Genomic DNA, 24,600 nt, shown 5'->3' on the forward strand with positions numbered 1-24,600 from the left:
AATGAATAGTTTGCGGTTAAATGTTTCACCTTACAGCAGTTTTATGCACGAAACCAAAGTCGACTTGGGCAATGGCATTGAATTGCATGTCGAAATGGGCGGCGAAATTGGCAATCCGACCATTTTACTGGTCATGGGCTTGGGCGCGCAGCTGCTGTATTGGCCGGACTTTTTCTGCAAGTCACTCATTGACCAAGGCTTTCGGGTCATCCGTTTTGATAACCGCGATATTGGCCTGTCCTCCAAAGTACGCCATCAGGGCGAGCGCCTGAATACCCTAAAACTGATGGGCCGTTTTGCCTTGGGTTTAGAAAATCAGGGGGCGCCTTATAACCTGTATGATATGGCCGATGATGTGGCCCTGCTGATTGATAAACTGGAGCTGGAACAGGTTGATGTGATTGGCGCTTCAATGGGCGGCATGATTGCACAGATTCTGGCGGCCCGCTATCCGGACAAGGTCAGAAAACTGGCACTATTGTTTACCAGCAACAACCAGCCTTTCCTACCGCCTCCTTTCCCAAAACAGCTGTTCAGCTTAGTGGGCAAGCCGGCATCCAATGATGAAGAAGGTATTATTAACCACAGCCTGAAACTGTTTAAAGTGATTGGTTCGCCAGGTTATCTGAATGAAATGGAAGCGGTACAGACCGCCCGTAAATTATATCAGCGAAGTTACCATCCAGCGGGTGTACTTCAGCAGTTTTTAGCAATATTATGTACAGGCTCATTGCGCAGTCTGGACAAGCAGATCCAACAGCCCACGCTGGTTGTTCATGGTTCTCGTGACCGCTTACTTCCACCTGCACATGGTAAGGCTGTTGCGAAAGCAATACCTGACGCTAAATTTGAATTAATTGAAGGAATGGGGCATGATATCCCTCCGCATTTCATTCCATATCTTAGCGAATTATTTGCTCATCACTTTAAATTATAAGCATTAGGACACTATGGCTGCATTACCATCCTTAAGACAGCTGTCATACCTCGTTACACTGTCTGAAACGTTGCATTTTACAGAAGCGGCGCGCCGTTCATTCGTGACTCAATCGACATTGTCGGGCGGGATCATGGAGTTAGAGCGCTTATTGGGTGGCGTATTGGTTGAACGCGATCGCCAGAATGTACGTTTGACTCCTCTCGGTGAACAAGTTGTAGCCCGAGCGCGTGTTCTATTGGCCGATGCGCAGGACTTGATGCGCCTAAGCCGTGAAATGAGCGAGCCCTTAACCGGCGACCTGCATTTAGGTGTGATTCCAACCATTGCACCGTTCATTTTGTCGCAGCTGTTAGATGAAGTGCATAAGCAACTGCCAAAAATCCAGTTACACCTGCATGAAGCACAAAGTGAAAAAATTGTAGAAAAACTGGAACATGGTAACCTGGATATGGTGTTACTGGCGCTGCCGTTTGATACCCGCAGTCTGAAAGTTGCCGAAATTGCCAAAGAAAATCTGGTACTGGTCCACCATAAATCCGATGCACACTCGGCTCAGGCCAAATCTTTAGAAGATCTGGACCTGTCTCGCCTGATGCTGCTGGAAGAAGGCCACTGCTTGCGTGATCATGCCTTAAGTGCCTGCCCGATTGGCGAGCGTAAAAATGATCATCGTTTAAAAGCCAGCTCACTACCAACTCTGGTGGAAATGGTATCAGCCAACCTCGGCTTTACCTTACTGCCTGAAATTGCCATTCATACCAATATGATTCAGGCCAATTCAGAGCTGGTGGTGAAACAGATTGACGCGGCACCTACCCGTACCCTGGCCTTAGTAACGCGTAAGAGTACTCCGCTGCAAAGCGAATTTGATGTGTTATTGCAAATTCTGCAAAAAATCTCGCACAGCTAAGTTCTTCAATACCCATAAAAATAAGGAGCATCAGCTCCTTATTTTTTTAGCGGATAAAAGCCTGACATTCTTTAAATATCAGGCTTGCTTCGCTTACTGAATCATCTCGATCAGGGTGCGCTGTGCATTGGAAGCCGGCTCACCTTCTGCGGCCTGTGCACGAACCCAGGTGCCATCCCCCTGGAGTAGCCACGCCTGCTGGTTATCTTGCAGATAAATTTGCAGACCTTGCTGATAAATGCGTTTTTTCAGTGCCGGATCTTCAATCGGGAAGCAGGCTTCCACCCGGTTAAACAGGTTACGGTCCATCCAGTCAGCACTTGAACAGTAAATACGTGCATCACCATTATTGCTGAAGTAATACACGCGGGTATGTTCCAGGAATCGGCCGACAATGGAACGTACCCGGATATTTTCCGACAGCCCCGGCAAGCCCGGACGCAGGCAGCAAATCGAACGGATAATCAGGTCAATCTGCACGCCAGCCTGGGAAGCTTCATACAGTTTATTGATCAGCTGCATTTCGGTTAAGGCATTCACCTTCACAATAATTTGCGCTGGTTTGCCAGCTTTGGCATTGGCAATTTCATCATCAATAAAGTTGATCAGCTGGGTATGCAGGGTAAACGGCGCATGCAGCAGCTTTTTCAGCTTGGCCATTTTACCCATGCCGGTCAGTTCCTGGAAAATGCGGTGTACATCTTCACAGAGTTCCTTGTCTGTGGTCAGCAAGCCGTAGTCGGTATAAATCCGCGCATTACCGGCATGATAGTTACCGGTACCCAAATGCACATAACGCACCAGCTTGTTATTTTCACGGCGTACCACCAGAATCATTTTGGCATGGGTTTTATAACCGACAATGCCATAGACCACCACCGCGCCGGCTTCTTGCAGCACGTTGGCCACGGCAATATTGGATTCTTCATCAAAACGCGCACGCAGCTCAATGACCGCGGTCACTTCTTTACCATTACGCGCCGCTTCCGCTAAGACTTGTACGATTTCAGAATCGGCACCACTACGGTACAGGGTCTGTTTAATTGCCAGTACCTGCGGGTCACGCGCCGCTTCACGCAGCAGGTTAATCACCGGGGCAAAGGATTCAAACGGATGATGCAGCAAGATATCCTGCTTTTGCATGGCCGAGAAAATATTCTCGGACTTTTTCAACACTTTCGGAATCACTGGCGTATGTGAGTCATAACGTAAATGCGGACGTTTAAAGTTAGACAATAAACGCGCCAGATTCACTGGACCATCCACTTTATAGAGCTGGTCTTCATGCAGATCGAACTCATTTAGTAGATATTCATAAATCGGTTGCGGACAGTTCTGGGTCACTTCCAGACGCACCGCGCGGCCAAAACGGCGGGAGTTCAGCTCGCCTTTCAGCGCTTTGGCCAGATCTTCGACATCTTCGTTTAAGGCCAAGTCAGCATTACGGGTGACACGGAACTGATAACAGCCAGTCGCAGTCATGCCCGGGAACAGGTCCGATACATGCTCATGAATAATCGCAGACAGCATCACGTGATGTTCTTTACCACCGGTCAATTCATCTGGTAAACGCACCACACGTGGTAAAGAGCGCGGTGCTGGCACCACGGCCAAGTCAATCTGACGACCGAAAGCGTCTTTCCCTTCCAGCGTTACAATAAAGTTCAGGCTTTTATTGACCAGACGCGGGAATGGATGAGCCGGGTCCAGGCTGATTGGCGTTAAAACCGGTGCCACCTGTTCCTGAAAATATTTTTTCACCCAGGCCGATTGGGCTGGCGTTAGTTCACCACGGCGCAAGAAACAGATATCTTCTTCACGCAGTTTAGGCAGAATTTCCTGGTTTAAAATACGGTATTGGCGCTCAATGGCAGCGTGGGCAGTTTGGGAAATCTGCTCCAGTACCTGTTTTGGAGTCAAGCCATCCGGGCTACGGCTTTCATTACCCAGATCCAGCTGCTCCATGACACCTGCAACACGAATTTCAAAAAACTCATCTAAGTTACGTGAAAAGATGAGTAAAAAGTTCATACGTTCCAGCAACGGATGCAAAGGATCGACTGCCTGCTCCAGCACGCGCAAATGGAAATCGAGGATAGAAAGCTCACGATTGATGTATCGATCATTATAGGTATAGTCTATTTGCGCAGGGGTCGCGCTCGCTGCCGTATTCATATGCACCCTATGACTTTTTCTCAAGTATTCACTATTCATAAGTATGCTTCAATTTTGTGACAATTTCATAAAAAAAGCCCACTGCTGTGGGCTTTTTTTCAATTTTACAACTCAAGGAATCTCGCTGTAACGCATGTATTTACGGATCATGCGTTTACGTGGTTCCAGACCACGGCCGGAACGGTTGTCCTGATAATATTTTGGATTCGGCAAAATCGCAGCCAGAAAAATCGCTTCTTCACGGCTGAGGCTGCGTGAAGACTTGCCAAAATAATGCTGGGTCGCGGCTTCAATGCCGTAAATGTTGTCGCCAAACTCTACCGAGTTTAAATACACTTCCAGAATCCGCTGCTTGCTCCACATGCGTTCCATCATCCAAGTGGCAATCGCTTCCTGACCTTTACGCAAAAACGAACGCTGGTTAAATAAAAACAGGTTTTTCGCCAGCTGCTGGGAAATGGTCGAACCGCCAGCCACCACCTGACCCTGATCTTTATTACGTTCTAGTGCATGCTGAATACCTTCCCAGTCAAAGCCATGATGCTGCATAAACTTGCCATCTTCGGCAGCGACCACGGCTTTTTTCAGATATTCACTGATCTGGTCATAGTCACGCCATTCATGCCGGATAGGCTGGGAAGTATCTGACCAGTAGTCCAGGCGCATCATCATGGTACTTTGTACCGGCTGGGTTCGCCACCAGGCCAGACTCGAGAAAATCCACAACTGGATCAATAAAAACAGACTGACAAGAATTAATAAGGTACGGACAATAAAAGCTTTCATGTCAGCTTGGGGCTCCTGAGGCGTGAATTTTTCGTGTTAAGCTTATAACGAAATAAATCATCATTGTATAAAAATAGCATGTCTGAATATTCACCGCCGCTGATTCACCGTAAACCCGAAACGCATTTATGGTGGCTGACGGCCCTGTTGATTGCCCTCAATATTGGTGTATTTGCCTGGCAAATCCTGACCGGTGTCGATGCCAGCCAGCCCAGCACCCGAGATGCGATTCTCTGGGGCGCCGACTATGCTCCCCTGACCTTTCTCGAACAGCCGCAGCGTCTGTTCAGCAGCATGTTTTTCCATTTTGGCATGATTCACCTGATGCTGAATATGTGGGCCCTGTATATTTTTGGCAGCGTGGCCGAACAGCTTTTTGGCCGGCCGTATTTTTTAGGCCTGTATGTACTGGCCGGACTGATGGGCAGCCTGCTCAGTGGCTATTTACAGATTCAGGATTCCTTACAGATTCTCGCGCATGGCCTGACCAGCCCGGATTTACTGCCAAGTGTGAGCGCTGGTGCATCCGGTGCGGTGATGGGTTTGGGTGCTTCCCTGACGGTTTTATCATTATTGCCACGCCTGCCGAAACAGCGTTTTCTGCTGGATAAGAAAACCCTGTTACTGGTGATGGGCCTGAACCTGTTTATGGGCTTTATGATTAGCGGAATTAACAATGCCGCACATATTGGCGGCATGGTGATGGGTGCAGCCTTGGCAGCACTTTGGTACATCGGCCAGAAGCTGCACAAGTCAGCGCTGTTTTCACTGCTGGCGCTGACCGGCGCCGCCATCATCAGCTGGCTGTTTTATCAGTACTGTCTGCAACAGGTACAGATGCTTGCCCCGCTGTGGCAGGAAATTCTACAGATGATGCGCCAGCAATTGCAGCTGTAACGCATACCCCACCATTTTAATGCAGAGATGAAACTTATTGATTCATCTCTCGCAGACTTTGCAAAGGCGGAATATCCGATAAATAACTAAGCCGATAACGGCCAATTAAAGCACACAATAAAGTCATTACAACCGGCAAGATTAGCCAGATTTCCCAGTGTGGCTGAATTGCCAGTTCCATCCGGTAACTGGCAATCGCACTAATCACCTCGGCAAACAGACAGGCCACCACTCCGGCAATCCCGCCAATCAGGCCAATTTCCAGACTCATCATCCGTTTTAATTTCTGCTTGGAACTACCAAAAGAACGCAGCAAGGCCACCTCACGTTTCCGCTCATCCATCAGCAGGTTTAAACAGGCAATCAGCACCAGAATCCCGGAGACCGCCACCAACACTGCCAGAATGGTAATAATCTGTACCAACACATTCACAATCCGTTTAATCTCTTCCAGAATCAGACTGACATCAATAAATACGGTATTGGAAAACTGCTGGATCAGCTGCACCAGTGCCGGCCGGTCCTGCTCCGGCACATAGAAACTGCCCAGATAGCTGCCGGCATTTTCATCCATGGTTTGCGGTGAAAAAATAAAGAAGAAATTCGGACTAAAGCTTTCCCATTCCACGCTGCGCAGATTAATGACTTTGGCCTGCAACAAGCCTTCTGGCAAACTAAAGGTCAGCGTATCGCCAATCTCAATGCCCAGTTCTTGCGCAGTATTGGCTTCAACCGAAACCTGCCCGACCTGACTAAACTGTTCCTGTCCGGCCACAATTAGGTTATCGGCCGGAAAGCGTTCGGCCTGGGTCAGGTTCAGTTCACGTCGGAGCGAATTATTGTGCTGGATTAGCGCTTCTGCAAAGGGCTGATCATTTTTCGCTACCAGCCGCCCGCGCACATTTGGGTACAGCGGCGTACTGTGCCAGCCCTGCTGTTCAAGTTGCGCCTGAAACTCTGGCATATCAAACGGTGGTAAACCATAGACAAACTGGTTTGGCGTACCTTCCGGCAATTGCTGCTGCCAGCGATCCAGCAGATCGGTACGTAATACTGCCAGCACGGTAATCAGGCTAAGGCCCAGCGCCAGTGCGGTAATCTGAAATGCAGTCTGATACGGCGTGCGCACATAGGCCGAGATGCCGCTTTTTAAATTGCGGATCAGTTTCAGGAAGCTCCAGACTACAGCATAGAGTACGCTGCACAGCAGGATGATGGCGCCCATGACCCATAGCGTTAGTACGATATTTTCAGTCAGCACCACACTAAACAGCATCAGGCTGAGTGTGCCGGTCAGCAGCATCCACAACATCGACTGAACCGATTTTTCCTGCTGGCGAATCACCCGGATTGGTGGGGTATTGAGCAGCTGCCACAGACTTGGCAAAATAAAGCCCAGCAGTACCACGGCACTGGTCAGCATGGCAATCGGGAGTGGCCCCAGCAGCATCTCGACAGCGGAAAACTGCAATTGCAAATGCGGAATCAGCTGTAACATCAATTGCAACAGCCCATAGCCTAGCGTAATGCCGACCGCACTACCGAGCAGCATCGCCAGTAACAGCACCACCGCCAACAAGGTCAGATAAGCGCCCAGAATCTGCTTCTTGGTCGCGCCAATGCAACGCATTAAAGCAATATGATCCTGATTCTGCTGTACATAGCGCTGGCTGGTTAGGGCAATGGCAATGCCGCACAGTAAAATGGTGAGAATATTGGCCAGCTGTAAAAAGGTATCCAGATTGGCAATTGGACGCATCAAGCGGGTATTGCCTTCACTGGCATTGCGTAGGCGCAGCCCATCTGGTTCGCTAATATTCTGCCCATCGACTTCCTGAGTCTTAGGCAAGCTCTCCTGATACTGTTTAAAATCCTGCTCGAACTGGCGGGTATGCTGGGGTGTACCAGCCATCAGCAAGCGGTAATTAATCCGGCTGCCGACCTGAATGGCATTGGTACGCGCCACATCTTGCTGGGCAATGATCACCGTCGGTGAAAAACCGCTAAAGCCCAGTTCCTGATTGGAATCATGCTCGATGCTGGCCGTGACCTGAAAGGCACCATCGGCAATATTTAAGGTATCGCCCACCTGAATTTTCAGCAGCTCCATCGCGCGCTGGCTGACCCAGACCTCGCCCGGTTGAATGGCAGCAGCAGGCTGCGGTGCAACCCGTAGTTCGCCGCGTAACGGAAAGGCCTGATCAATGGCTTTGACATTCACCATCACAAATTCATCGCCAGTGTGCGCCATCGAGCTAAACACCGTAACATGCGACTGCTTTAGCGCTAACTCATCGGCCGCCGCTTCCCAGCGCGGTGCAATCGGTTTATTGTCAGACAGCACCAGATCACCGGCCAGCATTTCTGCCGCCTGCAAAGCCACCGCATTTTGAATCTGCTCATTGCTGAATTTCAGCGCGGTTGTGGCACTAATTGCCAGAATTAGCGCAATCAGTAACAGATAAACACCGGTACTTTTAAAACTCTGGGTCAGTAAAGGACGAAATAACGGGTTCATCTCATCCTCCTGCCGGGTGTTCCAGCAATTGTCCCTGACTGAGTTCAAAATGACGCTGACATTGCTGCGCCAGTTTCGGATCATGCGTCACCAGCACCAAGGTGGTCCCCAGTTCACGGTTCAGTTGAAATAACAGCTGTTCAATTTCTTTGGCGGTTTCGCCGTCTAAATTCCCGGTCGGTTCATCGGCAAAAATGATTTTAGGCTCACTGATTAAAGCCCGGGCAATCGCCACCCGTTGCTGCTCACCACCCGACAGGACTTTCGGGGTCTGCTCTGCCTGCCGTTCCAGTCCGACTTTTTTCAGTAGATTACGCGCCTTGTGTTCGGCCTCGGCAAATTTAAAATTCGGTTGCAAGCGTAGCGGCAGCATGACATTTTCCAGTGCGGTTAAATGCGGCAATAACTGGAACGACTGGAATACGAAACCAATATATTTCAGCCGCACCAGCGCACGCTGTTCTTCATTCAGCTCCTGAATTGATTCACCACAGACCGTTAACTGCCCGGCACTGGCCTGATCCAAGGTCGCCAGAATCCCCAATAAGGTCGATTTGCCTGAACCGGAACGACCAGTAATCGCCACCTGCTCCCCCGCCCGGATCTCCAGATTTAAATTTTCAAAAATCATCAGTGTTTTTTGTGCAAGTTGTATCTTTTGTGTCAATTGTTGGGCAGAAATAATGCTTTGTGGCATGATGGCGGTATCTGTAGTGAATTGAGTCATAGTATCCTTAAATGCACATTCGCAATTTCAAAATGAGTTGTTTTGCTTATTTCGCTGTGGCGGGGCTTGCCTTCATGCCCATGCTGGTGTCTGCCAAAACCATCATGATTCTGGGTGACAGCTTAAGTGCCGGTTACGGTTTGCAACCACAACAAGGCTGGGTCCATCTGTTACAAAAACGTTTAGAGCAACAGTATCCGAAACAGCATAAAGTGGTCAATGCAAGTGTGAGTGGCGAAACCACCAGCGGCGCGCTGGCACGTTTGCCCAAATTACTGCAAACGCATAAGCCGCATGTGGTGGTAATTGAACTGGGCGGTAATGATGGCTTGCGTGGTCAGCCACCGCAGCTGATTCAAAATAATCTGGCGCGGCTAATTCAGCACAGTCAACAGGCCAAAGCCAAGGTGATTGTATTTGGCATGAAAATGCCACCCAATTATGGCAGCGCCTACAGCAAGGCGTTTGAAAATAACTACAAAGTGGTGAGCCAGCGTTATCAGGTCAAATTACTGCCCTTCTTCCTAGACGGTGTCGCCGGTAAAAATACCCTGATGCAAAAAGATCTGATCCATCCGTCGGCTGCAGCCCAGCCCATTTTGCTGAAAAATGCCTATCCCTTCATTCAGGCAGCATTAAAATAAAGCCGATTCAACGCTGAGATGGTTTTCAAGATCCGGATTTCAGCCATAAAAAAAGCGGGACATCAATGCCCGCTTTTTGATTATTTTTAGAATCAATTAAAAATCAAAGAAAGTTACTTCACCGGTTTCTAATGAATATTCTGCACCTACGACTTTCAGCTGCCCCTGTTCAATCAGGTTTTCTAACACTGCTGAACCATGACGTAGCTGATTGACTGAGGCAAACACATTGGAACGAACCGCATGTTTCGACAGCTTGGCCAAATCATTTTTCAGTTCAGTCTGCATCAGCGTTTCTACGGACGGGCGAACACGGTTCACAATTGACATCAGATTGGCAGATGGTGGACAGTCCGGGCACATCAAGGTATCAATGGTGGCCTGAATCGCGCCACAGTGACTATGGCCCAAAACCACAACCACGGCGCAGTCATAACGCTCTGCCGCAAATTCAACACTGCCGACCTGAGATGGCGCAACAATATTCCCTGCCACACGAATCACGAACAGATCGCCGAGTCCCTGATCAAAAACCATTTCTGCAGGTACACGTGAATCAGAACAACCGAGCACAATCGCAAAAGGATTCTGGTCTTCGGCCATCTCTGCACGTTGATGGTGGGTTAGTTGTTTCGGATGATTGGTATTGCCCGAAACAAAACGTTGGTTTCCTTGTTTAAGACGTTCTAAAGCCTCTTGAGCTGTGAGCATTCTTGTTACCACCAGTTTTTGAATTTTCAGCATTTTAATCCTCTGCCGGGGCAAAGTCACTTGCAAAAAAAATAGCTGATCAATTTTTATAAGATAAATTTTTTCAAATTTTCCTAAAGTAATTGCGATTTACATCACACTTCAAAAGCAGCACACCAACCCGATCAAAAAACAGCTAGGTGACATTTTCTGCAAAGCCCTTACAATAACCAGAAACAGCATTTTCAATTCGACTTAAGGCGAAAATTTACACAATTCAAACAAGCCAAGCCGACGCCTATTTAAAAAATATTCTTGGGGATATCGTCAATGAAGCAGGATTCTTCGCGATTTTTGTCTTGGCCACGACTGGTAGTCCTGGCACTGGCACTGTCTGCGCCTCTGCTCAGCTCTGCCGCCAAACTCTCGCCTGAACAGCAGGTGGTGCAGCATTATTATCAGACTGAACGCCAGGCGGCGGGTCTGGTCTCGAAAAGCTTGAAAATTGGCAATATTACCTGGCGCTATAATGAAGGCGGCGATGTTAATCGGCCAACCATTTTGCTGTTACATGGCTTTGCCGGACACCGCGACAACTGGAACCGGGTGGCCAAATTTCTCACCCCGTCCTATCATGTGATTATCCCCGATTTACCCAATACCGGTGAAACCCAGAGTTCGGGCAATTTTGACCTGTCTGTACCGAGCATGAGCGCGCAATTGCGTCAGCTGGTAGAAACCTTGAATATTGCCGACAAGCTGAATATTGCCGGGCATTCTCTGGGTGGCTCTGTGGCAACGGTCTATGCGGCCCAATATCCGTTTGATACCCAAAGCCTGTTCCTGCTGAACAGTGCCGGTATTTACAAACACTCCAATACGCCTTATACCAAAGACCCGCTGTTACTGAAAAATCTGGTGGTCACCGCGCCGGGCGATTTAGACCATATTGCGCATCAGCTGATGCAAAACCCGCCGAAAGTGCCAGAGCAGTTTAAATCTGCCCAGGAAAAACTGTTAATTTCACGGGCCAGTCAATCCTTAAAATTTATTGATCAGATGGTAACCCTAAACCGGATTTATACCCCGGACAGCTTTGCCCGCCTCACCCGCAATATTGAAGCACCGACCCTGATTCTCTGGGGCAAGCACGATAAAATTATTAATGTTGAAGTCGCCAAAGAATTACAGGGTCTGTTTAAACGCGCGGAAACGCCGGTCATTTTAAATAATGTCGGTCATGTGCCAATGCTGGAAGCCGAACAGCAGGTGGTACAACATTATTTACCCTTCCTGGCCAAAACACAGAACCTAAAAAACCCGCTAGCTGATAAACTGATTCCTTTAAACTAAGTTCCAGAGATTGTATGCAGCAAAACCCGATGCTTGAGCAGTTGATTGAAGCTCATCTTGACTTTTTAGCACATGAGTTTTCTCAGCCTGAAACCGTACAGCAGGAATTTCTGCATTTTTATCACTGGTTCCGCAAGCAGCATCTGAAAGATCTCTGGAGCTGCGAACAGCTGAATGCCCTGCTGCAAAAACAGATTCTAGACACGCCGGCCAGCGCCTTTCTGATTGAACAGATTGCAGAACACATCCGCTTTGCCCTAGTGCATCCGGTGAATGACAGCGCCAAAATTGCCGATGTCATTCCGGTACTGACCATTGATAAAATTGCCCAGTATGTGGCCAGCAAAAGTGGTCATCGTCAGCGTCTGATTAAAACCGTAGTAAGCAATCCGGCCTTTTCTGCAATGATCAGCCAGTTAATCCAGCACTCGATTCAGGATTATCTGGACAATTCACTGATTGCCAAAAGCGTGCCTGGTGTATCGCGTTTTATGAAAATGGGTAAATCGGTACTGGAAACAGTGACCGATTCCAGTTTAGACAGTGCAGTCAGCGCCTATTTGCAAAAGAATATCTTAAAGCTTAGCCTGATGAGTGAATCGGTCCTGAACCAGCATTTTGATGATGACAAGCTCTATCATCTGCAGGCCAATATCTGGCACAAGATTAAAGACCTGCCTTTGTCGGTCTTAAAAAACTATATTGAAGTACAGGATCTGCCACAGACTGTGGCGCTGGGTCATGAAATCTGGGACTTTATGCGCCAGAGTGATTATTTAAAACAGCAGCTACATGATGGGGTACACGCCTGGTATGTCCGTAATCAGGAACGCACTTTTGACCTGTTATTGCGTGATCTGAATATTGATGAAGCCCTGATTCAGCAAGAATTACAGCAGCTGTTAAACCCCGTGATTCAGCAGATACTGTCGCAGCAGTATTTACGGGAACGTGCGCGGCTCTATCTAGAAAAGTTTTATTATTCCGAGCCGGCACAGAAAATTCTGAACACCCGTACCTAAGCCTCAAAAAAAGCCGCAATTGCGGCTTTTTCTTGCTTGATCATTGAAACGTAATGTTTAGCCGTTGATGATTAGAACTTGGCCATCAGGCTAATGCCATAACGGCGGCCATCTAAAAGCTGATCACCATCACGGTCTTCAGCTTTTTCATCCAGCAGGTTATACACGCCAAATTTACCACTGATATTTGGGGTAAATTTATAGTTCAGACCCACATCTAAAAACTCATAACCCGGATTTGGCTGGGCAACAGAAGTCCGGCTTAAATAGGCAGATGTTTCTGAACGATAATGCAGGCGTGACCAGATATTCAAGGCATCATTAATTTCATGATCGACCGTAATATTCAGCATATGCTCCGGCATCTGGTTTACAGGCTGGCCTTTGAACTCACCTGTCTTAAATTCGGAATCGGTAAAGGTATAGTTGGCCATGAGCGTGGTGTAATCACTCAGGCTGGCTTCCAGAGTCGCTTCCACACCTTTTAACTCGGCTTCATCGACATTAATCCGTTCACTGATGAAATAAAACGGTGTATCGCCTTCAAAACATTTCCACTCCTGCCAGTTATCCCGGTTGGTCGAGCTGCCATCGGTATCGGTTTCGCAGGCACGCACTTCGGTAATCCGGTCTTTATACTGAGTGACATAAGCGGTTAAGGACGCCTTGACCCTGTCATTTTGCCAGTTCACGCCCAGCTCTGAAGACAGACTCGATTCCGGGTCTAGGTCCGGATTGGCGCGAATAATGCCGCGTCCGGTGGCTAACGGTGAACCACCACCGCCGGTGACGCTATAAAAGCCTTCCGTGGCAGCACGAATATCCGGCTGTTTATAACCGGTTGACACCCCACCTTTCACGGTCCATTGGTCATTCAGGCTATACACGCCATATAAGCGCGGCGAAACATGACCACTGTAGTTTTCGTCATGGTCATAGCGCAGCCCGGCGGTTAAATCGAAACGGTCACTCAAATGCCAGGTATCTTCCAGAAAAGCCGCGGCCGACCAGCGGGTTAATTCACTAAACTCCGGCGCATTCGGATTACGGTTGGTGGCCTTATCGGTGAGTTTCTCATCTTTATAATGCGCACCAAAAGACAGTGTATGATTGCCCAGCAACCAGTTCCACTGGTTATTAAAGGTCCAGGTATCCAGTTCAATGCCTTTGGTGCCCAACTGGGTATTACCACGATCGGGGTTTTTAGAATTTTCATACTGCAGATAGGTGGTACTATCAAGCTGATCGCTATAACGGCCATGATGGGTTAAGGCATAAACATGACGATAATTACGTGAACTGGAATCGGCGGCATTGTTGGCCGGTGCAACCGTTTTACCCACCGTGGTTTCCGATTCCTGCTGGACAAAATTGGCTTCCAGTTGCAGATCATGATTGTCATTGAGTATATAACTCAAGCGGCTGTTCAGGCTTTCCCGTTCAGTCCCGCGAAAACCGCCAACATAGGCATCTTCTTCACGTTTTTGCTTATTCAGCGACAGCTGTAAACCAAGCTTGTTCTCTAGTAATGGACCCGCCAGATAGACCGAGCCATTTTGAATATCACCGGCATTGCCCTGATCCTGAATGACACTGCCCAGTTCGACACTGCCCGACCAGCGGTCACTGACTTTCTTGGTAATAATATTCACCACCCCGCCCATCGCATCTGTTCCATACAGTGTTGAGGCCGGCCCACGAATAATTTCAATTCGCTCAATCGCGGAGACCGGCGGCAAAATATTTTTCTCAAAACCGGCATCATCGCCATTTGGATTGACATCACGGCCGTATTGACGTTTGCCATCGACCAGAAACAAGGTGTAATTCGAGCTCATACCGCGAATGCTGATGGTTTGTGCCGAGCCAGAACCGGACACCACCACGCCGGGAGTATGTCTAAGTACATCTGTAATATCATTATATTCACGCTTTTCCAGCTCTTCCCGATCAATCACGGTAATGGACGCCGGCGCCTTGGACAGGTCCTGTTCATAGCCGGTAGCGGTTACCACAATGGTATTTAACTGGGTCGCATCTGCAGTGCTATTGTCTGGATTTGCTTGAGCAAGGCTGCTCATCACGGCAAGGACCGCAAAAGATAATGCTGACTGGTTCAGAGTTTTATTCATCAGGTTATCCCAATTTAATTAAGGAGAAATTCTGTGTATTTCGTTGCGCATTGTAACAATCTTGACTGATAATTCAATTAATACTGATAATTATTATCATTATTATATTTATTTAAGACAGTAAAAAGCCTCCACGATGGGAGGCTCATTTGCTGAAGTGAAACTTATTTATTATTTAAAATAAGCACCTTCGGCCTGGCTGTGGTCAGTCTGGTCTACCACACGCATTAATTCAGGCACATGCTGTTTTAATGTGGTTTCCACACCCTGTTTCAGCGTGACATCAATCGCTGAACAGCCCTGACAACCGCCACCGAATTTCAGGATCGCGGTTAAACCGTGTTCCGGATCTTCAACCACTTCCACCAAGGCACAGTTACCGCCGTGACCGGCAAGGCCCGGGTTAATTTCAGACTGTAACACGTAAGTAATACGCTCTTCGATTGAGGCATCCGGACCCACGCGTGGCACTTTCGAGTTAGGCGCACGGAAGGTCAGCTGACCACCAAAACGGTCTTTGTTGTAATCAATAACCGCATCCAGTAAATATGGAATAGACGGGGTGTCGATATAGGCCGGAAAATCCGGATAATCCTGCTTATAATCTGTTGGTACGACTTCTTCTGGCGCACTATAAGCCATACAACACTCAGCACGCGGCGTTCCAGGATTCTCAACAAAAACACGCACACCAATCCCCGGTGTATTTTGCTTTGCCAATAAATCTTTTAAATACTCTTGAGCATTTGGGGTGATCAATAAGTTTGGAATCTCTTCTGCAACTGCAGTGCTGTGGTTCTCAGTCGACATAACAATATTTCCTCATGCTGAAGTTGCCATTTTAACTGAAGATGCGGGGGAATTAAAAAAATTCAACTAAAATTCTCGGAATTATCCTATGAAAGTTCTGTTTCATTTGTTTTTTAATGGCATTATGATCAGGAAACCCGAAAAGAAGAACATCTGTTTATGTTAGATTTACCGTTTAATCATACTGTTACGCTGATTGTGATTACAGCGATTATCTCCTTTATTGCTTTTTCCAAAGAAAAAGTCATGAACCGGCTGATTTTCTGGCCACCGGCGTTGGAACGTGGTCAATATGACCGCTTCATTACCCACGGTTTTGTCCATGCCGATGGTACCCACTTGCTGTTTAACATGATTACCCTGTTTTTCTTCGGCAGCATTATTGAAAGCTTTTACCGTCAGTATCTGTATGATCTGGGCTTTGTACTGTTTTATTTAGGCGGTCTGATTGCCGCAATTTTACCGAGTTATCTGAAACACAAAAATGATCATCGCTGGGCCAGTCTAGGCGCTTCCGGTGCGGTGTCTGCAGTACTGTTTGCCTATATTCTGTTTGAACCGTGGAAACTGATTTTCGTGTTCTTTATTCCGGTTCCGGCTATTATTTTTGCGGTGCTGTATGTGGCCTATAGCATCTGGTCGGGTAAACGTGGCAATTCCAATATTAACCACAGCGCGCATTTGTGGGGAGCAGCCTATGGGGTGATTATCACCATCATGATTGAGCCGCGTTTAATTCCACATTTCCTGAATAAACTTAGCCAGCTTCCGTTCTAAATTTGAGCAATCTGAAGCGCCTGCGGTATATTTTGACAACGCATAACTACAAATTAACACAGTATGCCGCAGCGGTTGGCGTCTAAAATAACTCGAATAATAACGAAGATGGAAGATGAGAGATGAAAAAGTTATTTCTGATTGCTGGCTGTTTACTGAGCTTGAGTGCCTGTGCCGTCCATACCCCAGAAGGCCGTTTGGTGATTGATCCTGACTCACGTATTTATGGCCATCCAGGAGATTTCTGCCCACCAGGTCAGGCCAAAAAAGGCCGCTGCTAAGCCCATTTTTCCATTTAGCCTCCAGAATGGAGGCTTTTTACTGCGTCCTCATAAACTGCAATTTCATTGGATAATTCATACAATTTTGGTAGTTAATGCCACCCCATCTCACAATTTGGCATAGATAATGTATACATCTGTATATTAATTTGCTTTCAAGCTGCGAGTTTTTGCATGTCCACATTAGACGGCCTACAATTTCCACATTTCGAAAACCAGAAACCCAGTACTTCACGCACAGGACGTGCGATTATTGCCGAGGCACTGGCCGGTGTTGCACCGCAACTGTCCCAGCAAACCCTGTCTGAAAAAAACTGGCGCAAACAGTATCCCAAATATTTTAAGGCGCTGGTCGAATACGGCATTCAGACCTGCCAGAACCCGATTCAAATTGCTGAACAGGGCCTGAATAAAGCACATGGCAGTTTCGAGTTTTATCGACATGGTCAAAAACATCTGCTGAAAGATGTGATGAGCCTCGATGCCCAGCCTTTGCACACAGTTAAAATCCAGGGCCAAAGCACGGCAGCACCAGAGTGGTATGTGCCGTATCAGGGACAGAAACTGCAAGGTCAGGCACTGCTTGAGCAAATCCAGCGCTGGGAAGATGGCGGGATTATCGAACACAGTCATGCTCAAGCTTTACGTGCAGCAGTGGCTCATCCGGAATGGTTTGATTTATCGGACCGCACCATGGTGCTGTTTGGCGCTGCTTCTGAAGCTGGCCCTCTGACCTGGCTATCGAAATGGAAAGCCAATATTGTCGCGGTCGATTTACCCAATGCCCGGGTCTGGAACAAAATTCTAGAGACCGTGCAACAGGGTAATGCCACCCTGTATGCACCAGCGACTGAAGCGCTAGATGAAAACAGCACGACTGAGCTATTAAAAGAGCAGCTTGGCGCCAATTTACTGACTCAAACTCCTGAAATTGCCCAGTGGCTAACCCAGTTTGAACAGCAGCTGGATTTGGCTGCAATTGCCTATTTAGATGGTGAAAAACACGTGCGTGTGGCCATGGCGATGGATGCAATTATGCAGGCCGTCAGCGCGCAAAAAGCCGAGACCAGCCTGATGTTTATGTGCACCCCAACTGATGTCTATGCAGTGCCTGCCGATGTGATTCAGGCCTCAAAAGACAAGTATCAGCAACGCTCGAAAGCCCAGCAACTGCTGACCCGTGGGGTTTCAACGGTCACGGCGCAACATTTCTTCCAGAAAAACCTGCATGATCTGGTGCATTCAGACAATGGACAGGATTACGGGATTGCCGACTGTCTGGTGGTGGAACAAGGACCGAACTATGCGCTGGCCAAACGTATTCAGCAATGGCGCGCCACCCTCGCCCGTCATCAGGGACAACGCGTCAGCATTAATATTGCACCATCAACCACGACCTATTCGGTGACTAAAAATCCATTATTAAAAGCGGCATTTAATGGTGCCAGCCTGTTTGATGTAGAAGCTTTTGCGCCAGAAACCACCAATGCGATTATGGCCGCACTCTGGATTCATGACCTGCGTAATCCACAGTCCGTGGCCAATCCGGAAGTGACTCTGAACCATCCTTTAGAGTTGATGATGGAAGGGGCCAACCATGGCGGTTTATGGCGTGTCGCATATTTGGCCCGTACTGCCCTGCCTTTTGCAGCCTTATATGGTTTTGCTACCGAGAAGCTGCCTAAAGGCTTACTGGCCAAGTTAAAGAAATAAGAGATTTTAATCTCTCTTCGATCGTTCCCTCTCTCTTGTGTAGCGGTGCTACGTATCCAAAACGGAGAGGGAGATTTTTTTAGAGACCTGCTGTCTACCTGAAAGATAAAAGAGTGGATAGGTTCATTAAAGAAAGAGAAGCTTTGATATTGCTTAGGCTATTTCCTTACCCCCAGCCCTCACCCCTTGAGAGAATGCATTGTAGATTTGCTGTCTATCTAAAAAATAAAGGACGTCACGACTTAGCATTTGGATCATCTGTTTCATCTACAGATATAAAAAAACGCTGCCCAGGCAGCGTTTTTTATTGCGGATGAACCGGCTTAGAATACTTTCAGGAATAACCAGAACAGGCCACCCGATAAACAGATGGTTGCAGGCAAGGTGAAAATCCACGCCGATAGAATGGTTTTAACCATCTGGAAATTCAGGCCAGATTTATTCGCCACCATGGTCCCGGCCACCGCACTGTTCAAGACATGCGTGGTCGATACCGGCATACCAAAGCCATCTGCTGCAGCAATGGTCGACATCGCCACCAGCTCGGCTGACATACCCTGACCATAAGTCATGTGCTGTTTACCAATCCGTTCACCCACGGTGACCACAATACGCTTCCAGCCGACCATGGTTCCTAAGCCCAGTGCCAGTGCCACCGCAACTTTAACCCAGGTTGGAATATATTGCAGGAAGGAATCGAGATGGTCACGGTAATCATCGACCACTTGTTCCTGTTCCTTGCTCATGGCAGGTAAAGCTTCCGCTTTATCCAGACGCTTGAATGACGTGGTGCTGAGGTACATATCATTACGCAATGCTGCCACTTCTGCTTCCGGAATATTTTTCAAATCGCCGTATTGACCCACACGCTCACCTAAATGATCAGTCAAACTGGCCAAGGCCGGCACCACTTCCGGGGTAATTTCCTTGGTCTGGATGTACTTGGTGATCACTTCACGGGCCTGCGCATCCGGAATATCGGTATGGTTGGCATAAATTGCAGACGCAGTTTGTGTCGACAATTGCTGGAAAGACTGGATATGCTGATTGTCCAGTTCCTTATTCAAGGAATAAGCCAATGGCACAATCCCAATCAGGATCAGCATGATTAAGCCCATGCCTTTCTGGCCGTCATTGGAACCGTGGGCAAAGCTCACCCCGGTACAGGTAAAGATCAGGATGGCACGGATTAATGGCGGTGGTGGTTTGTTACCTTCAGGCGGCTGGAACAATTCCAGCTGACGTTTAAAAATCTTTTTCACCAGCAGGAACAGTACGGCAGCAAAGGCAAAACCAATTAATGGCGAGAACAGCAAAGCCTTACCGACTTTCATCACCTGTTCCATATCCACGCCGGATGCACCAGCGCCCGCATTGAGGATGTAGTTCATAATCCCCACACCCAGAATGGAACCAATTAAGGTATGCGAACTTGAAGCCGGAATACCGAGGAACCAGGTACCTAAATTCCAGAGAATGGCCGCAATCAGCATGGCAAAGACCATGGCAAAACCTGCGCCTGAGCCAACATTCATGATCAGCTCGACCGGTAGTAAGGCAATAATACCGTAGGCTACGGCACCACTGGCGACCATCACCCCAAGGAAGTTACAGAAACCGGCCCACATTACCGCAACTGGTGCAGACAAGGCATTGGTATAAATGACCGTAGCCACCGCGTTGGCGGTGTCATGGAAACCGTTAACAAATTCAAAGCCCAGCGCAATAAATAAAGCGGTGGCCAGCAGAATCACCGAATACAGGCTAAGCGCCGGAACATGCGATAAATCTGCCGATAATTGAAAGCCAATATAAATAAGCGTTGAAATAATAAGCGTTAGAAACACCGGCATAAAGAATTTCGGTGTTGGCACATGAACATTGGTCGACTTTTTCGGAGCCGACTGGTGTGCTGAATCTACGGGAGTTTGATTAGAATTCATGCAAGCAGGAAAAGAGGATACAAAATCCCCTTATTGTTCAGTTAAATTGTGACAATTATATGACAAAAGCAGGTCAAATAAAGTAATTTTTCTACTTTATTTGCCACAATTTCCTGATAATTTTATAGACAAAAAATCAAAATATTTAAAATAAATCAAAAACTTATAAACCACCATCTCATCTTCATCCGGTTTTCTGTCACTGCTGTCATCTTTCATGAGCCTGAAATATTACAAGTACAGCAAAACCCGGCCCATTTTTAGACTCTCTCATACTGCCATAGCTATATGACAATTTTATGAATCCTTACAATGATTTATTTATAACGATGTGTATATTTTCAAAATAAGCCCATGAAAACGTATACTTTTTCAGCAAAGATGCCACAAAGTTCCGTTCCATCCCATCAATTGCGGAAAAAAGCAGTCGAACTCTGCTAAAATATTGCGCATTTCTGATTCATCAAAACAAGGGTTTTTTATGTCCACGCTTGCTACCCTGAAAGAACTTCTTGCCAAAAGAATTTTAATTATCGATGGTGCCATGGGTACCATGATCCAACGCCATAAATTGGAAGAAGCCGATTATCGTGGTGAGCGTTTTGCTGACTGGGCCTATGACCTGAAAGGCAACAATGACCTGCTGGTACTGACCCAGCCGCAGATTATTCAAGGCATTCATGAAGCCTACCTAGATGCCGGCGCCGATATTATTGAAACCAACAGCTTTAACGGCACACGTGTTTCCATGGCGGATTACCACATGGAAACGCTGGTTCCGGAAATTAACCGTGAAGCTGCGCGTCTGGCCAAAGCTGCCTGTGAAAAATATTCAACACCGGAAAAACCACGTTTTGTGGCGGGTGTCTTGGGGCCAACCTCACGCACCTGTTCAATTTCACCAAACGTGAATGATCCGGCATTCCGTAATATCACTTTTGATGAACTCAAAGAAAACTATATTGAAGCTGCGCACGCCCTGATTGAAGGCGGTGCCGATATTCTGCTGATTGAAACCGTTTTCGATACCCTGAACTGTAAAGCGGCAATTTTTGCGGTAAAAGAAGTCTTTAAACAGCTGGGCCGCGAATTACCGCTGATGATTTCCGGCACCATCACCGATGCCTCAGGCCGTACCTTAACCGGCCAGACTGCCGAAGCGTTCTGGAACTCGGTGCGTCATGGTGATTTACTCTCTATTGGCTTTAACTGTGCCTTAGGTGCAGATGCCATGCGTCCACACGTAAAAACCGTATCCGATGTGGCCGATGTCTTTGTTTCTGCACACCCGAATGCCGGCTTGCCAAATGCCTTTGGCGGTTATGATGAAACCCCGGAACAAACTGCTGCCTTCTTAAAAGAATTTGCCGAAAGCGGTCTAATTAATATTACCGGTGGTTGCTGTGGCACCACGCCGGATCATATCCGTGCCATTGCACAAGCCGTTGAAGGTATTGCACCGCGTCAACTGCCAGAAATTGAACCTGCCTGCCGTTTAAGTGGTTTAGAACCATTTAACATCACCAAAGATTCCTTGTTCGTGAACGTCGGTGAGCGGACCAACGTGACCGGTTCGAAAAAATTCCTGCGTCTGATTCGTGAAGAAAACTTTGCCGAAGCGCTGGATGTGGCCCGTCAACAGGTTGAAAGCGGTGCACAGGTCATCGACATCAACATGGATGAAGGCATGCTCGATTCACAGGGCGCGATGGTGCACTTCCTGAATCTGGTGGCCTCTGAGCCGGACATTTCCCGTGTGCCAATCATGATTGACTCATCTAAATGGGAAATTATTGAAGCCGGTCTGAAATGTGTACAAGGTAAAGCTGTCGTCAACTCGATTTCCCTGAAAGAAGGTTATGACGAGTTTGTCGAAAAAGCGCGTCTATGCCGTCAGTATGGTGCTGCCGTGATCGTAATGGCCTTTGATGAAAATGGTCAGGCCGATACTGCCGCACGTAAAAAAGAAATCTGTAAACGTTCTTATGATGTGCTGGTCAATGACGTGGGCTTCCCGGCTGAAGATATTATCTTTGACCCGAACGTGTTTGCGGTTGCAACCGGTATTGAAGAACACAACAACTACGCGGTAGATTTCATTGAAGCGACGGGCTGGATTAAACAGAATCTGCCACATGCCATGATTTCTGGCGGTATTTCTAACGTGTCGTTCTCTTTCCGTGGTAATGAGCCAGTGCGTGAAGCAATTCATGCCGTGTTCCTGTACTATGCGATTAAACAGGGCCTGACCATGGGTATTGTAAACGCTGGTCAGCTAGCCATTTATGATGATATTGACCCGGAACTGAAAGATGTGGTTGAGAACGTGATTCTGAACCAGAATCAGGGTACCAGCGGTCAGGATGCTACGGAAAAACTGCTGGAAGTCGCGGAAAAATATCGCGGTCAGTCGGGCGTTAAAAAAGAAGAAGAAAACCTGGAATGGCGTAACCAGCCGGTGGAAAAACGTCTGGAATATGCGCTGGTCAAAGGAATTACCACCTTTATTAATGAAGACACCGAAGAAGCCCGCTTAAAAGCCAAACGTCCGCTAGATGTGATTGAAGGTCCACTCATGGACGGTATGAACGTGGTCGGCGATCTGTTTGGTGCCGGTAAAATGTTCCTGCCGCAAGTAGTGAAATCGGCCCGTGTGATGAAACAGGCGGTGGCCTGGTTAAACCCGTACATCGAAGCAGAAAAAACTGTGGGCGAGTCCAAAGGTAAAGTGCTGATGGCCACGGTAAAAGGCGATGTCCACGATATTGGTAAAAATATTGTCGGTGTGGTCTTGGGCTGTAACGGCTATGACATTATTGACCTAGGCGTGATGGTACCGGCAGAGAAAATCCTGCAAACCGCGATTGATGAAAAAGTCGATATTATTGGCCTGTCGGGTCTGATCACCCCATCTTTGGATGAAATGGTCTTTGTGGCCAAAGAAATGCAGCGTAAAGGCTTCAATATTCCATTGATGATTGGCGGTGCGACCACCTCGAAAGCGCATACGGCTGTGAAAATTGATCCACAATATTCCAATGATGCGGTGATTTATGTGGCTGATGCTTCACGTGCTGTTGGTGTGGCAACCACCCTGCTGTCACAAGACATGAAACCAGCCTTTGTAGCAGACACTCGTGCTGAATATGCCAAAGTACGTGAGCGGATTGCCAACAAGCAGCCTAAAGCGGCGAAACTGTCTTATGCAGAATCAATTGAAAACGGCCTGAAAATTGACTTTAAAGCCAATACACCGGTAAAACCAAACTTTATTGGTACCCAGACCCTGACCAACTATCCGCTGGAAACACTGGTTGAATATTTTGACTGGACGCCATTCTTTATTTCATGGAGTCTGGCCGGTAAATTCCCAGCCATCCTGACCGATGAAGTGGTGGGTGAAGCAGCGACCGATTTATACAATCAGGCGCAGGCGATGCTAAAAGATATTATCGACAATAAACGCTTTGATGCGCGCGCGGTATTTGGCCTGTATCCGGCCAACCGTTCCGGTGCAGATTCAGTCGAAGTGTATGATGCAACAGGTACGCATGTCACGCATACTTTCCAGCACGTTCGTCAGCAGTCAGACAAAGTCACTGGCAAACCGAACCTGTCACTGGCCGATTTTGTCGCGCCAAAAGGTGAAGCGGAAGACTATTTAGGTGGCTTTACCGTGTCGATCTTTGGTGCAGAAGAAATGGCCAATGAGTACAAAGCCAAAGGCGATGACTACAATGCCATTCTGGTACAGTCTTTAGGTGACCGTTTTGCCGAAGCCTTTGCCGAGCATTTGCATGAACGTATCCGTAAAGAGTTCTGGGGCTATCAGGCCAATGAACAACTGTCAAATGAAGAGCTGATTAAAGAGAAGTATGTCGGGATTCGTCCTGCACCGGGCTACCCTGCTTGCCCAGAGCACTCTGAAAAAGCGCCTTTATTTGACTGGTTAGGCTCAACTGACAAGATTGGTACGCAACTGACCAGCAGCTTTGCGATGTGGCCACCTTCATCAGTCAGTGGTTTCTACTATGCCAACCCTGAAAGCCAGTACTTTAACGTGGGTAAAATCGCAGGCGACCAGCTTGAAGATTATGCGCAGCGTAAAGGTTGGACACTGGATGAAGCGAAACGTTGGTTAGCGCCAAATTTGGATGATTCGATTTCTTAAGAATCTCTCTAGTCCTCTTTATTAAAGGGGGAACTAAAAATCCCCCTAAATCCCCCTAAATCCCCCTTTTTCAAAGGGGGACTTTGTCATGTGATTAAATGAATTACGTGA

General features: G+C 47.6%; 18 protein-coding genes. 10 read left to right on the top strand and 8 right to left on the bottom strand.

Features of this window, described 5'->3' with window-relative positions; translation table 11 throughout:
* Position 1: 1 nt before the first annotated feature.
* Together FTT64_RS12360 and oxyR are read left to right on the top strand one after the other, a co-directional pair.
* Complete coding sequence (locus FTT64_RS12360; RefSeq protein ID WP_045796061.1) at positions 2-937, top strand: alpha/beta fold hydrolase; 936 nt, start codon at positions 2-4, stop codon at positions 935-937.
* A gap of 13 nt (positions 938-950) precedes the next feature.
* The gene (oxyR, locus tag FTT64_RS12365; RefSeq protein ID WP_005179377.1) at positions 951-1,850 is read left to right on the top strand and encodes a LysR family transcriptional regulator OxyR; all 900 of its coding nucleotides are present in this window, start codon (positions 951-953) and stop codon (positions 1,848-1,850) included.
* 93 nt (positions 1,851-1,943) lie between these two features.
* Here the strand turns inward: oxyR and ppk1 are convergent, their stop codons facing one another.
* On the bottom strand, positions 1,944-4,025 hold the full coding sequence (ppk1, locus tag FTT64_RS12370) for a polyphosphate kinase 1 (RefSeq protein WP_104487327.1): 2,082 nt from the start codon (positions 4,023-4,025) through the stop codon (positions 1,944-1,946).
* A 111-nt stretch (positions 4,026-4,136) separates the two neighbouring features.
* On the bottom strand, positions 4,137-4,811 hold the full coding sequence (gene mtgA / locus FTT64_RS12375) for a monofunctional biosynthetic peptidoglycan transglycosylase (RefSeq protein ID WP_045796058.1): 675 nt from the start codon (positions 4,809-4,811) through the stop codon (positions 4,137-4,139).
* 78 nt (positions 4,812-4,889) lie between these two features.
* On the opposite strand from mtgA, the gene FTT64_RS12380 reads away from it, so the two are divergent.
* The gene (locus tag FTT64_RS12380) at positions 4,890-5,708 is read left to right on the top strand and encodes a rhomboid family intramembrane serine protease (RefSeq protein WP_104513533.1); all 819 of its coding nucleotides are present in this window, start codon (positions 4,890-4,892) and stop codon (positions 5,706-5,708) included.
* Between the two features lie 34 nt (positions 5,709-5,742).
* Here the strand turns inward: FTT64_RS12380 and FTT64_RS12385 are convergent, their stop codons facing one another.
* Positions 5,743-8,226 (bottom strand): ABC transporter permease, encoded by a 2,484-nt coding sequence (locus FTT64_RS12385; protein WP_005179389.1) that lies wholly within the window; start codon positions 8,224-8,226, stop codon positions 5,743-5,745.
* A 1-nt stretch (position 8,227) separates the two neighbouring features.
* Positions 8,228-8,953: an ABC transporter ATP-binding protein gene (locus FTT64_RS12390; RefSeq protein ID WP_180182443.1), complete on the bottom strand. Its 726-nt coding sequence runs from the start codon at positions 8,951-8,953 to the stop codon at positions 8,228-8,230.
* Positions 8,954-8,985: 32 nt separating this feature from the next.
* Here FTT64_RS12390 and FTT64_RS12395 point away from each other — a divergent pair, with 32 nt between their 5' ends.
* Entirely contained in the window at positions 8,986-9,597 is a 612-nt protein-coding gene (locus FTT64_RS12395) for an arylesterase (protein WP_180182442.1), read from the top strand.
* Positions 9,598-9,693: 96 nt separating this feature from the next.
* Here FTT64_RS12395 and FTT64_RS12400 read toward each other — a convergent pair whose 3' ends face one another.
* Entirely contained in the window at positions 9,694-10,308 is a 615-nt protein-coding gene (locus FTT64_RS12400) for a carbonic anhydrase (protein ID WP_034598190.1), read from the bottom strand.
* 309 nt (positions 10,309-10,617) lie between these two features.
* On the opposite strand from FTT64_RS12400, the gene FTT64_RS12405 reads away from it, so the two are divergent.
* Complete coding sequence (locus FTT64_RS12405) at positions 10,618-11,640, top strand: alpha/beta fold hydrolase (RefSeq protein ID WP_180182441.1); 1,023 nt, start codon at positions 10,618-10,620, stop codon at positions 11,638-11,640.
* Positions 11,641-11,654: 14 nt separating this feature from the next.
* A complete protein-coding gene (locus FTT64_RS12410; protein ID WP_180182440.1) occupies positions 11,655-12,662 on the top strand; it encodes a hypothetical protein in 1,008 nt (335 codons plus the stop codon).
* A 71-nt stretch (positions 12,663-12,733) separates the two neighbouring features.
* Here FTT64_RS12410 and FTT64_RS12415 read toward each other — a convergent pair whose 3' ends face one another.
* Complete coding sequence (locus FTT64_RS12415) at positions 12,734-14,794, bottom strand: TonB-dependent receptor domain-containing protein (protein WP_168395371.1); 2,061 nt, start codon at positions 14,792-14,794, stop codon at positions 12,734-12,736.
* A 171-nt stretch (positions 14,795-14,965) separates the two neighbouring features.
* Positions 14,966-15,604 (bottom strand): Fe-S biogenesis protein NfuA, encoded by a 639-nt coding sequence (gene nfuA, locus FTT64_RS12420; RefSeq protein ID WP_005179419.1) that lies wholly within the window; start codon positions 15,602-15,604, stop codon positions 14,966-14,968.
* 159 nt (positions 15,605-15,763) lie between these two features.
* On the opposite strand from nfuA, the gene FTT64_RS12425 reads away from it, so the two are divergent.
* The 3 genes from FTT64_RS12425 (at position 15,764) to FTT64_RS12435 (ending at position 18,375) form a co-directional block, all read left to right on the top strand.
* A complete protein-coding gene (locus FTT64_RS12425; RefSeq protein ID WP_005179422.1) occupies positions 15,764-16,381 on the top strand; it encodes a rhomboid family intramembrane serine protease in 618 nt (205 codons plus the stop codon).
* A gap of 122 nt (positions 16,382-16,503) precedes the next feature.
* On the top strand, positions 16,504-16,662 hold the full coding sequence (locus tag FTT64_RS12430; RefSeq protein ID WP_005179424.1) for a hypothetical protein: 159 nt from the start codon (positions 16,504-16,506) through the stop codon (positions 16,660-16,662).
* A 174-nt stretch (positions 16,663-16,836) separates the two neighbouring features.
* Positions 16,837-18,375, top strand: a complete 1,539-nt coding sequence (locus FTT64_RS12435; RefSeq protein WP_180182439.1) for a hypothetical protein — start codon at positions 16,837-16,839, stop codon at positions 18,373-18,375.
* A gap of 323 nt (positions 18,376-18,698) precedes the next feature.
* Here FTT64_RS12435 and FTT64_RS12440 read toward each other — a convergent pair whose 3' ends face one another.
* The gene (locus tag FTT64_RS12440) at positions 18,699-20,318 is read right to left on the bottom strand and encodes an inorganic phosphate transporter (RefSeq protein ID WP_168390105.1); all 1,620 of its coding nucleotides are present in this window, start codon (positions 20,316-20,318) and stop codon (positions 18,699-18,701) included.
* A gap of 481 nt (positions 20,319-20,799) precedes the next feature.
* Between FTT64_RS12440 and metH the strand changes: the two genes are divergently transcribed.
* Positions 20,800-24,489 carry a methionine synthase gene (gene metH, locus FTT64_RS12445; protein ID WP_180182438.1) on the top strand — a complete coding sequence of 1,230 codons (3,690 nt, stop codon included), beginning with the start codon at positions 20,800-20,802 and terminating at the stop codon, positions 24,487-24,489.
* Positions 24,490-24,600: the final 111 nt, after the last annotated feature.

It is taken from the genome of Acinetobacter sp. Q186-3 (assembly GCF_013420655.1).
Classification (GTDB): Bacteria; Pseudomonadota; Gammaproteobacteria; order Pseudomonadales; family Moraxellaceae; genus Acinetobacter; species Acinetobacter indicus.

Excerpts from the sequence above, each read along its gene's own strand:
- FTT64_RS12360 (WP_045796061.1), top strand. The coding sequence starts at position 2 with ATGAATAGTTTGCGGTTAAATGTTTCACCTTACAGCAGTTTTATGCAC.
- oxyR (WP_005179377.1), top strand. The coding sequence starts at position 951 with ATGGCTGCATTACCATCCTTAAGACAGCTGTCATACCTCGTTACACTG.
- ppk1 (WP_104487327.1), bottom strand. The coding sequence starts at position 4,025 with ATGAATACGGCAGCGAGCGCGACCCCTGCGCAAATAGACTATACCTAT.
- mtgA (WP_045796058.1), bottom strand. The coding sequence starts at position 4,811 with ATGAAAGCTTTTATTGTCCGTACCTTATTAATTCTTGTCAGTCTGTTT.
- FTT64_RS12380 (WP_104513533.1), top strand. The coding sequence starts at position 4,890 with ATGTCTGAATATTCACCGCCGCTGATTCACCGTAAACCCGAAACGCAT.
- FTT64_RS12385 (WP_005179389.1), bottom strand. The coding sequence starts at position 8,226 with ATGAACCCGTTATTTCGTCCTTTACTGACCCAGAGTTTTAAAAGTACC.
- FTT64_RS12390 (WP_180182443.1), bottom strand. The coding sequence starts at position 8,953 with ATGACTCAATTCACTACAGATACCGCCATCATGCCACAAAGCATTATT.
- FTT64_RS12395 (WP_180182442.1), top strand. The coding sequence starts at position 8,986 with ATGAGTTGTTTTGCTTATTTCGCTGTGGCGGGGCTTGCCTTCATGCCC.
- FTT64_RS12400 (WP_034598190.1), bottom strand. The coding sequence starts at position 10,308 with ATGCTCACAGCTCAAGAGGCTTTAGAACGTCTTAAACAAGGAAACCAA.
- FTT64_RS12405 (WP_180182441.1), top strand. The coding sequence starts at position 10,618 with ATGAAGCAGGATTCTTCGCGATTTTTGTCTTGGCCACGACTGGTAGTC.
- FTT64_RS12410 (WP_180182440.1), top strand. The coding sequence starts at position 11,655 with ATGCAGCAAAACCCGATGCTTGAGCAGTTGATTGAAGCTCATCTTGAC.
- FTT64_RS12415 (WP_168395371.1), bottom strand. The coding sequence starts at position 14,794 with ATGAATAAAACTCTGAACCAGTCAGCATTATCTTTTGCGGTCCTTGCC.
- nfuA (WP_005179419.1), bottom strand. The coding sequence starts at position 15,604 with ATGTCGACTGAGAACCACAGCACTGCAGTTGCAGAAGAGATTCCAAAC.
- FTT64_RS12425 (WP_005179422.1), top strand. The coding sequence starts at position 15,764 with ATGTTAGATTTACCGTTTAATCATACTGTTACGCTGATTGTGATTACA.
- FTT64_RS12430 (WP_005179424.1), top strand. The coding sequence starts at position 16,504 with ATGAAAAAGTTATTTCTGATTGCTGGCTGTTTACTGAGCTTGAGTGCC.
- FTT64_RS12435 (WP_180182439.1), top strand. The coding sequence starts at position 16,837 with ATGTCCACATTAGACGGCCTACAATTTCCACATTTCGAAAACCAGAAA.
- FTT64_RS12440 (WP_168390105.1), bottom strand. The coding sequence starts at position 20,318 with ATGAATTCTAATCAAACTCCCGTAGATTCAGCACACCAGTCGGCTCCG.
- metH (WP_180182438.1), top strand. The coding sequence starts at position 20,800 with ATGTCCACGCTTGCTACCCTGAAAGAACTTCTTGCCAAAAGAATTTTA.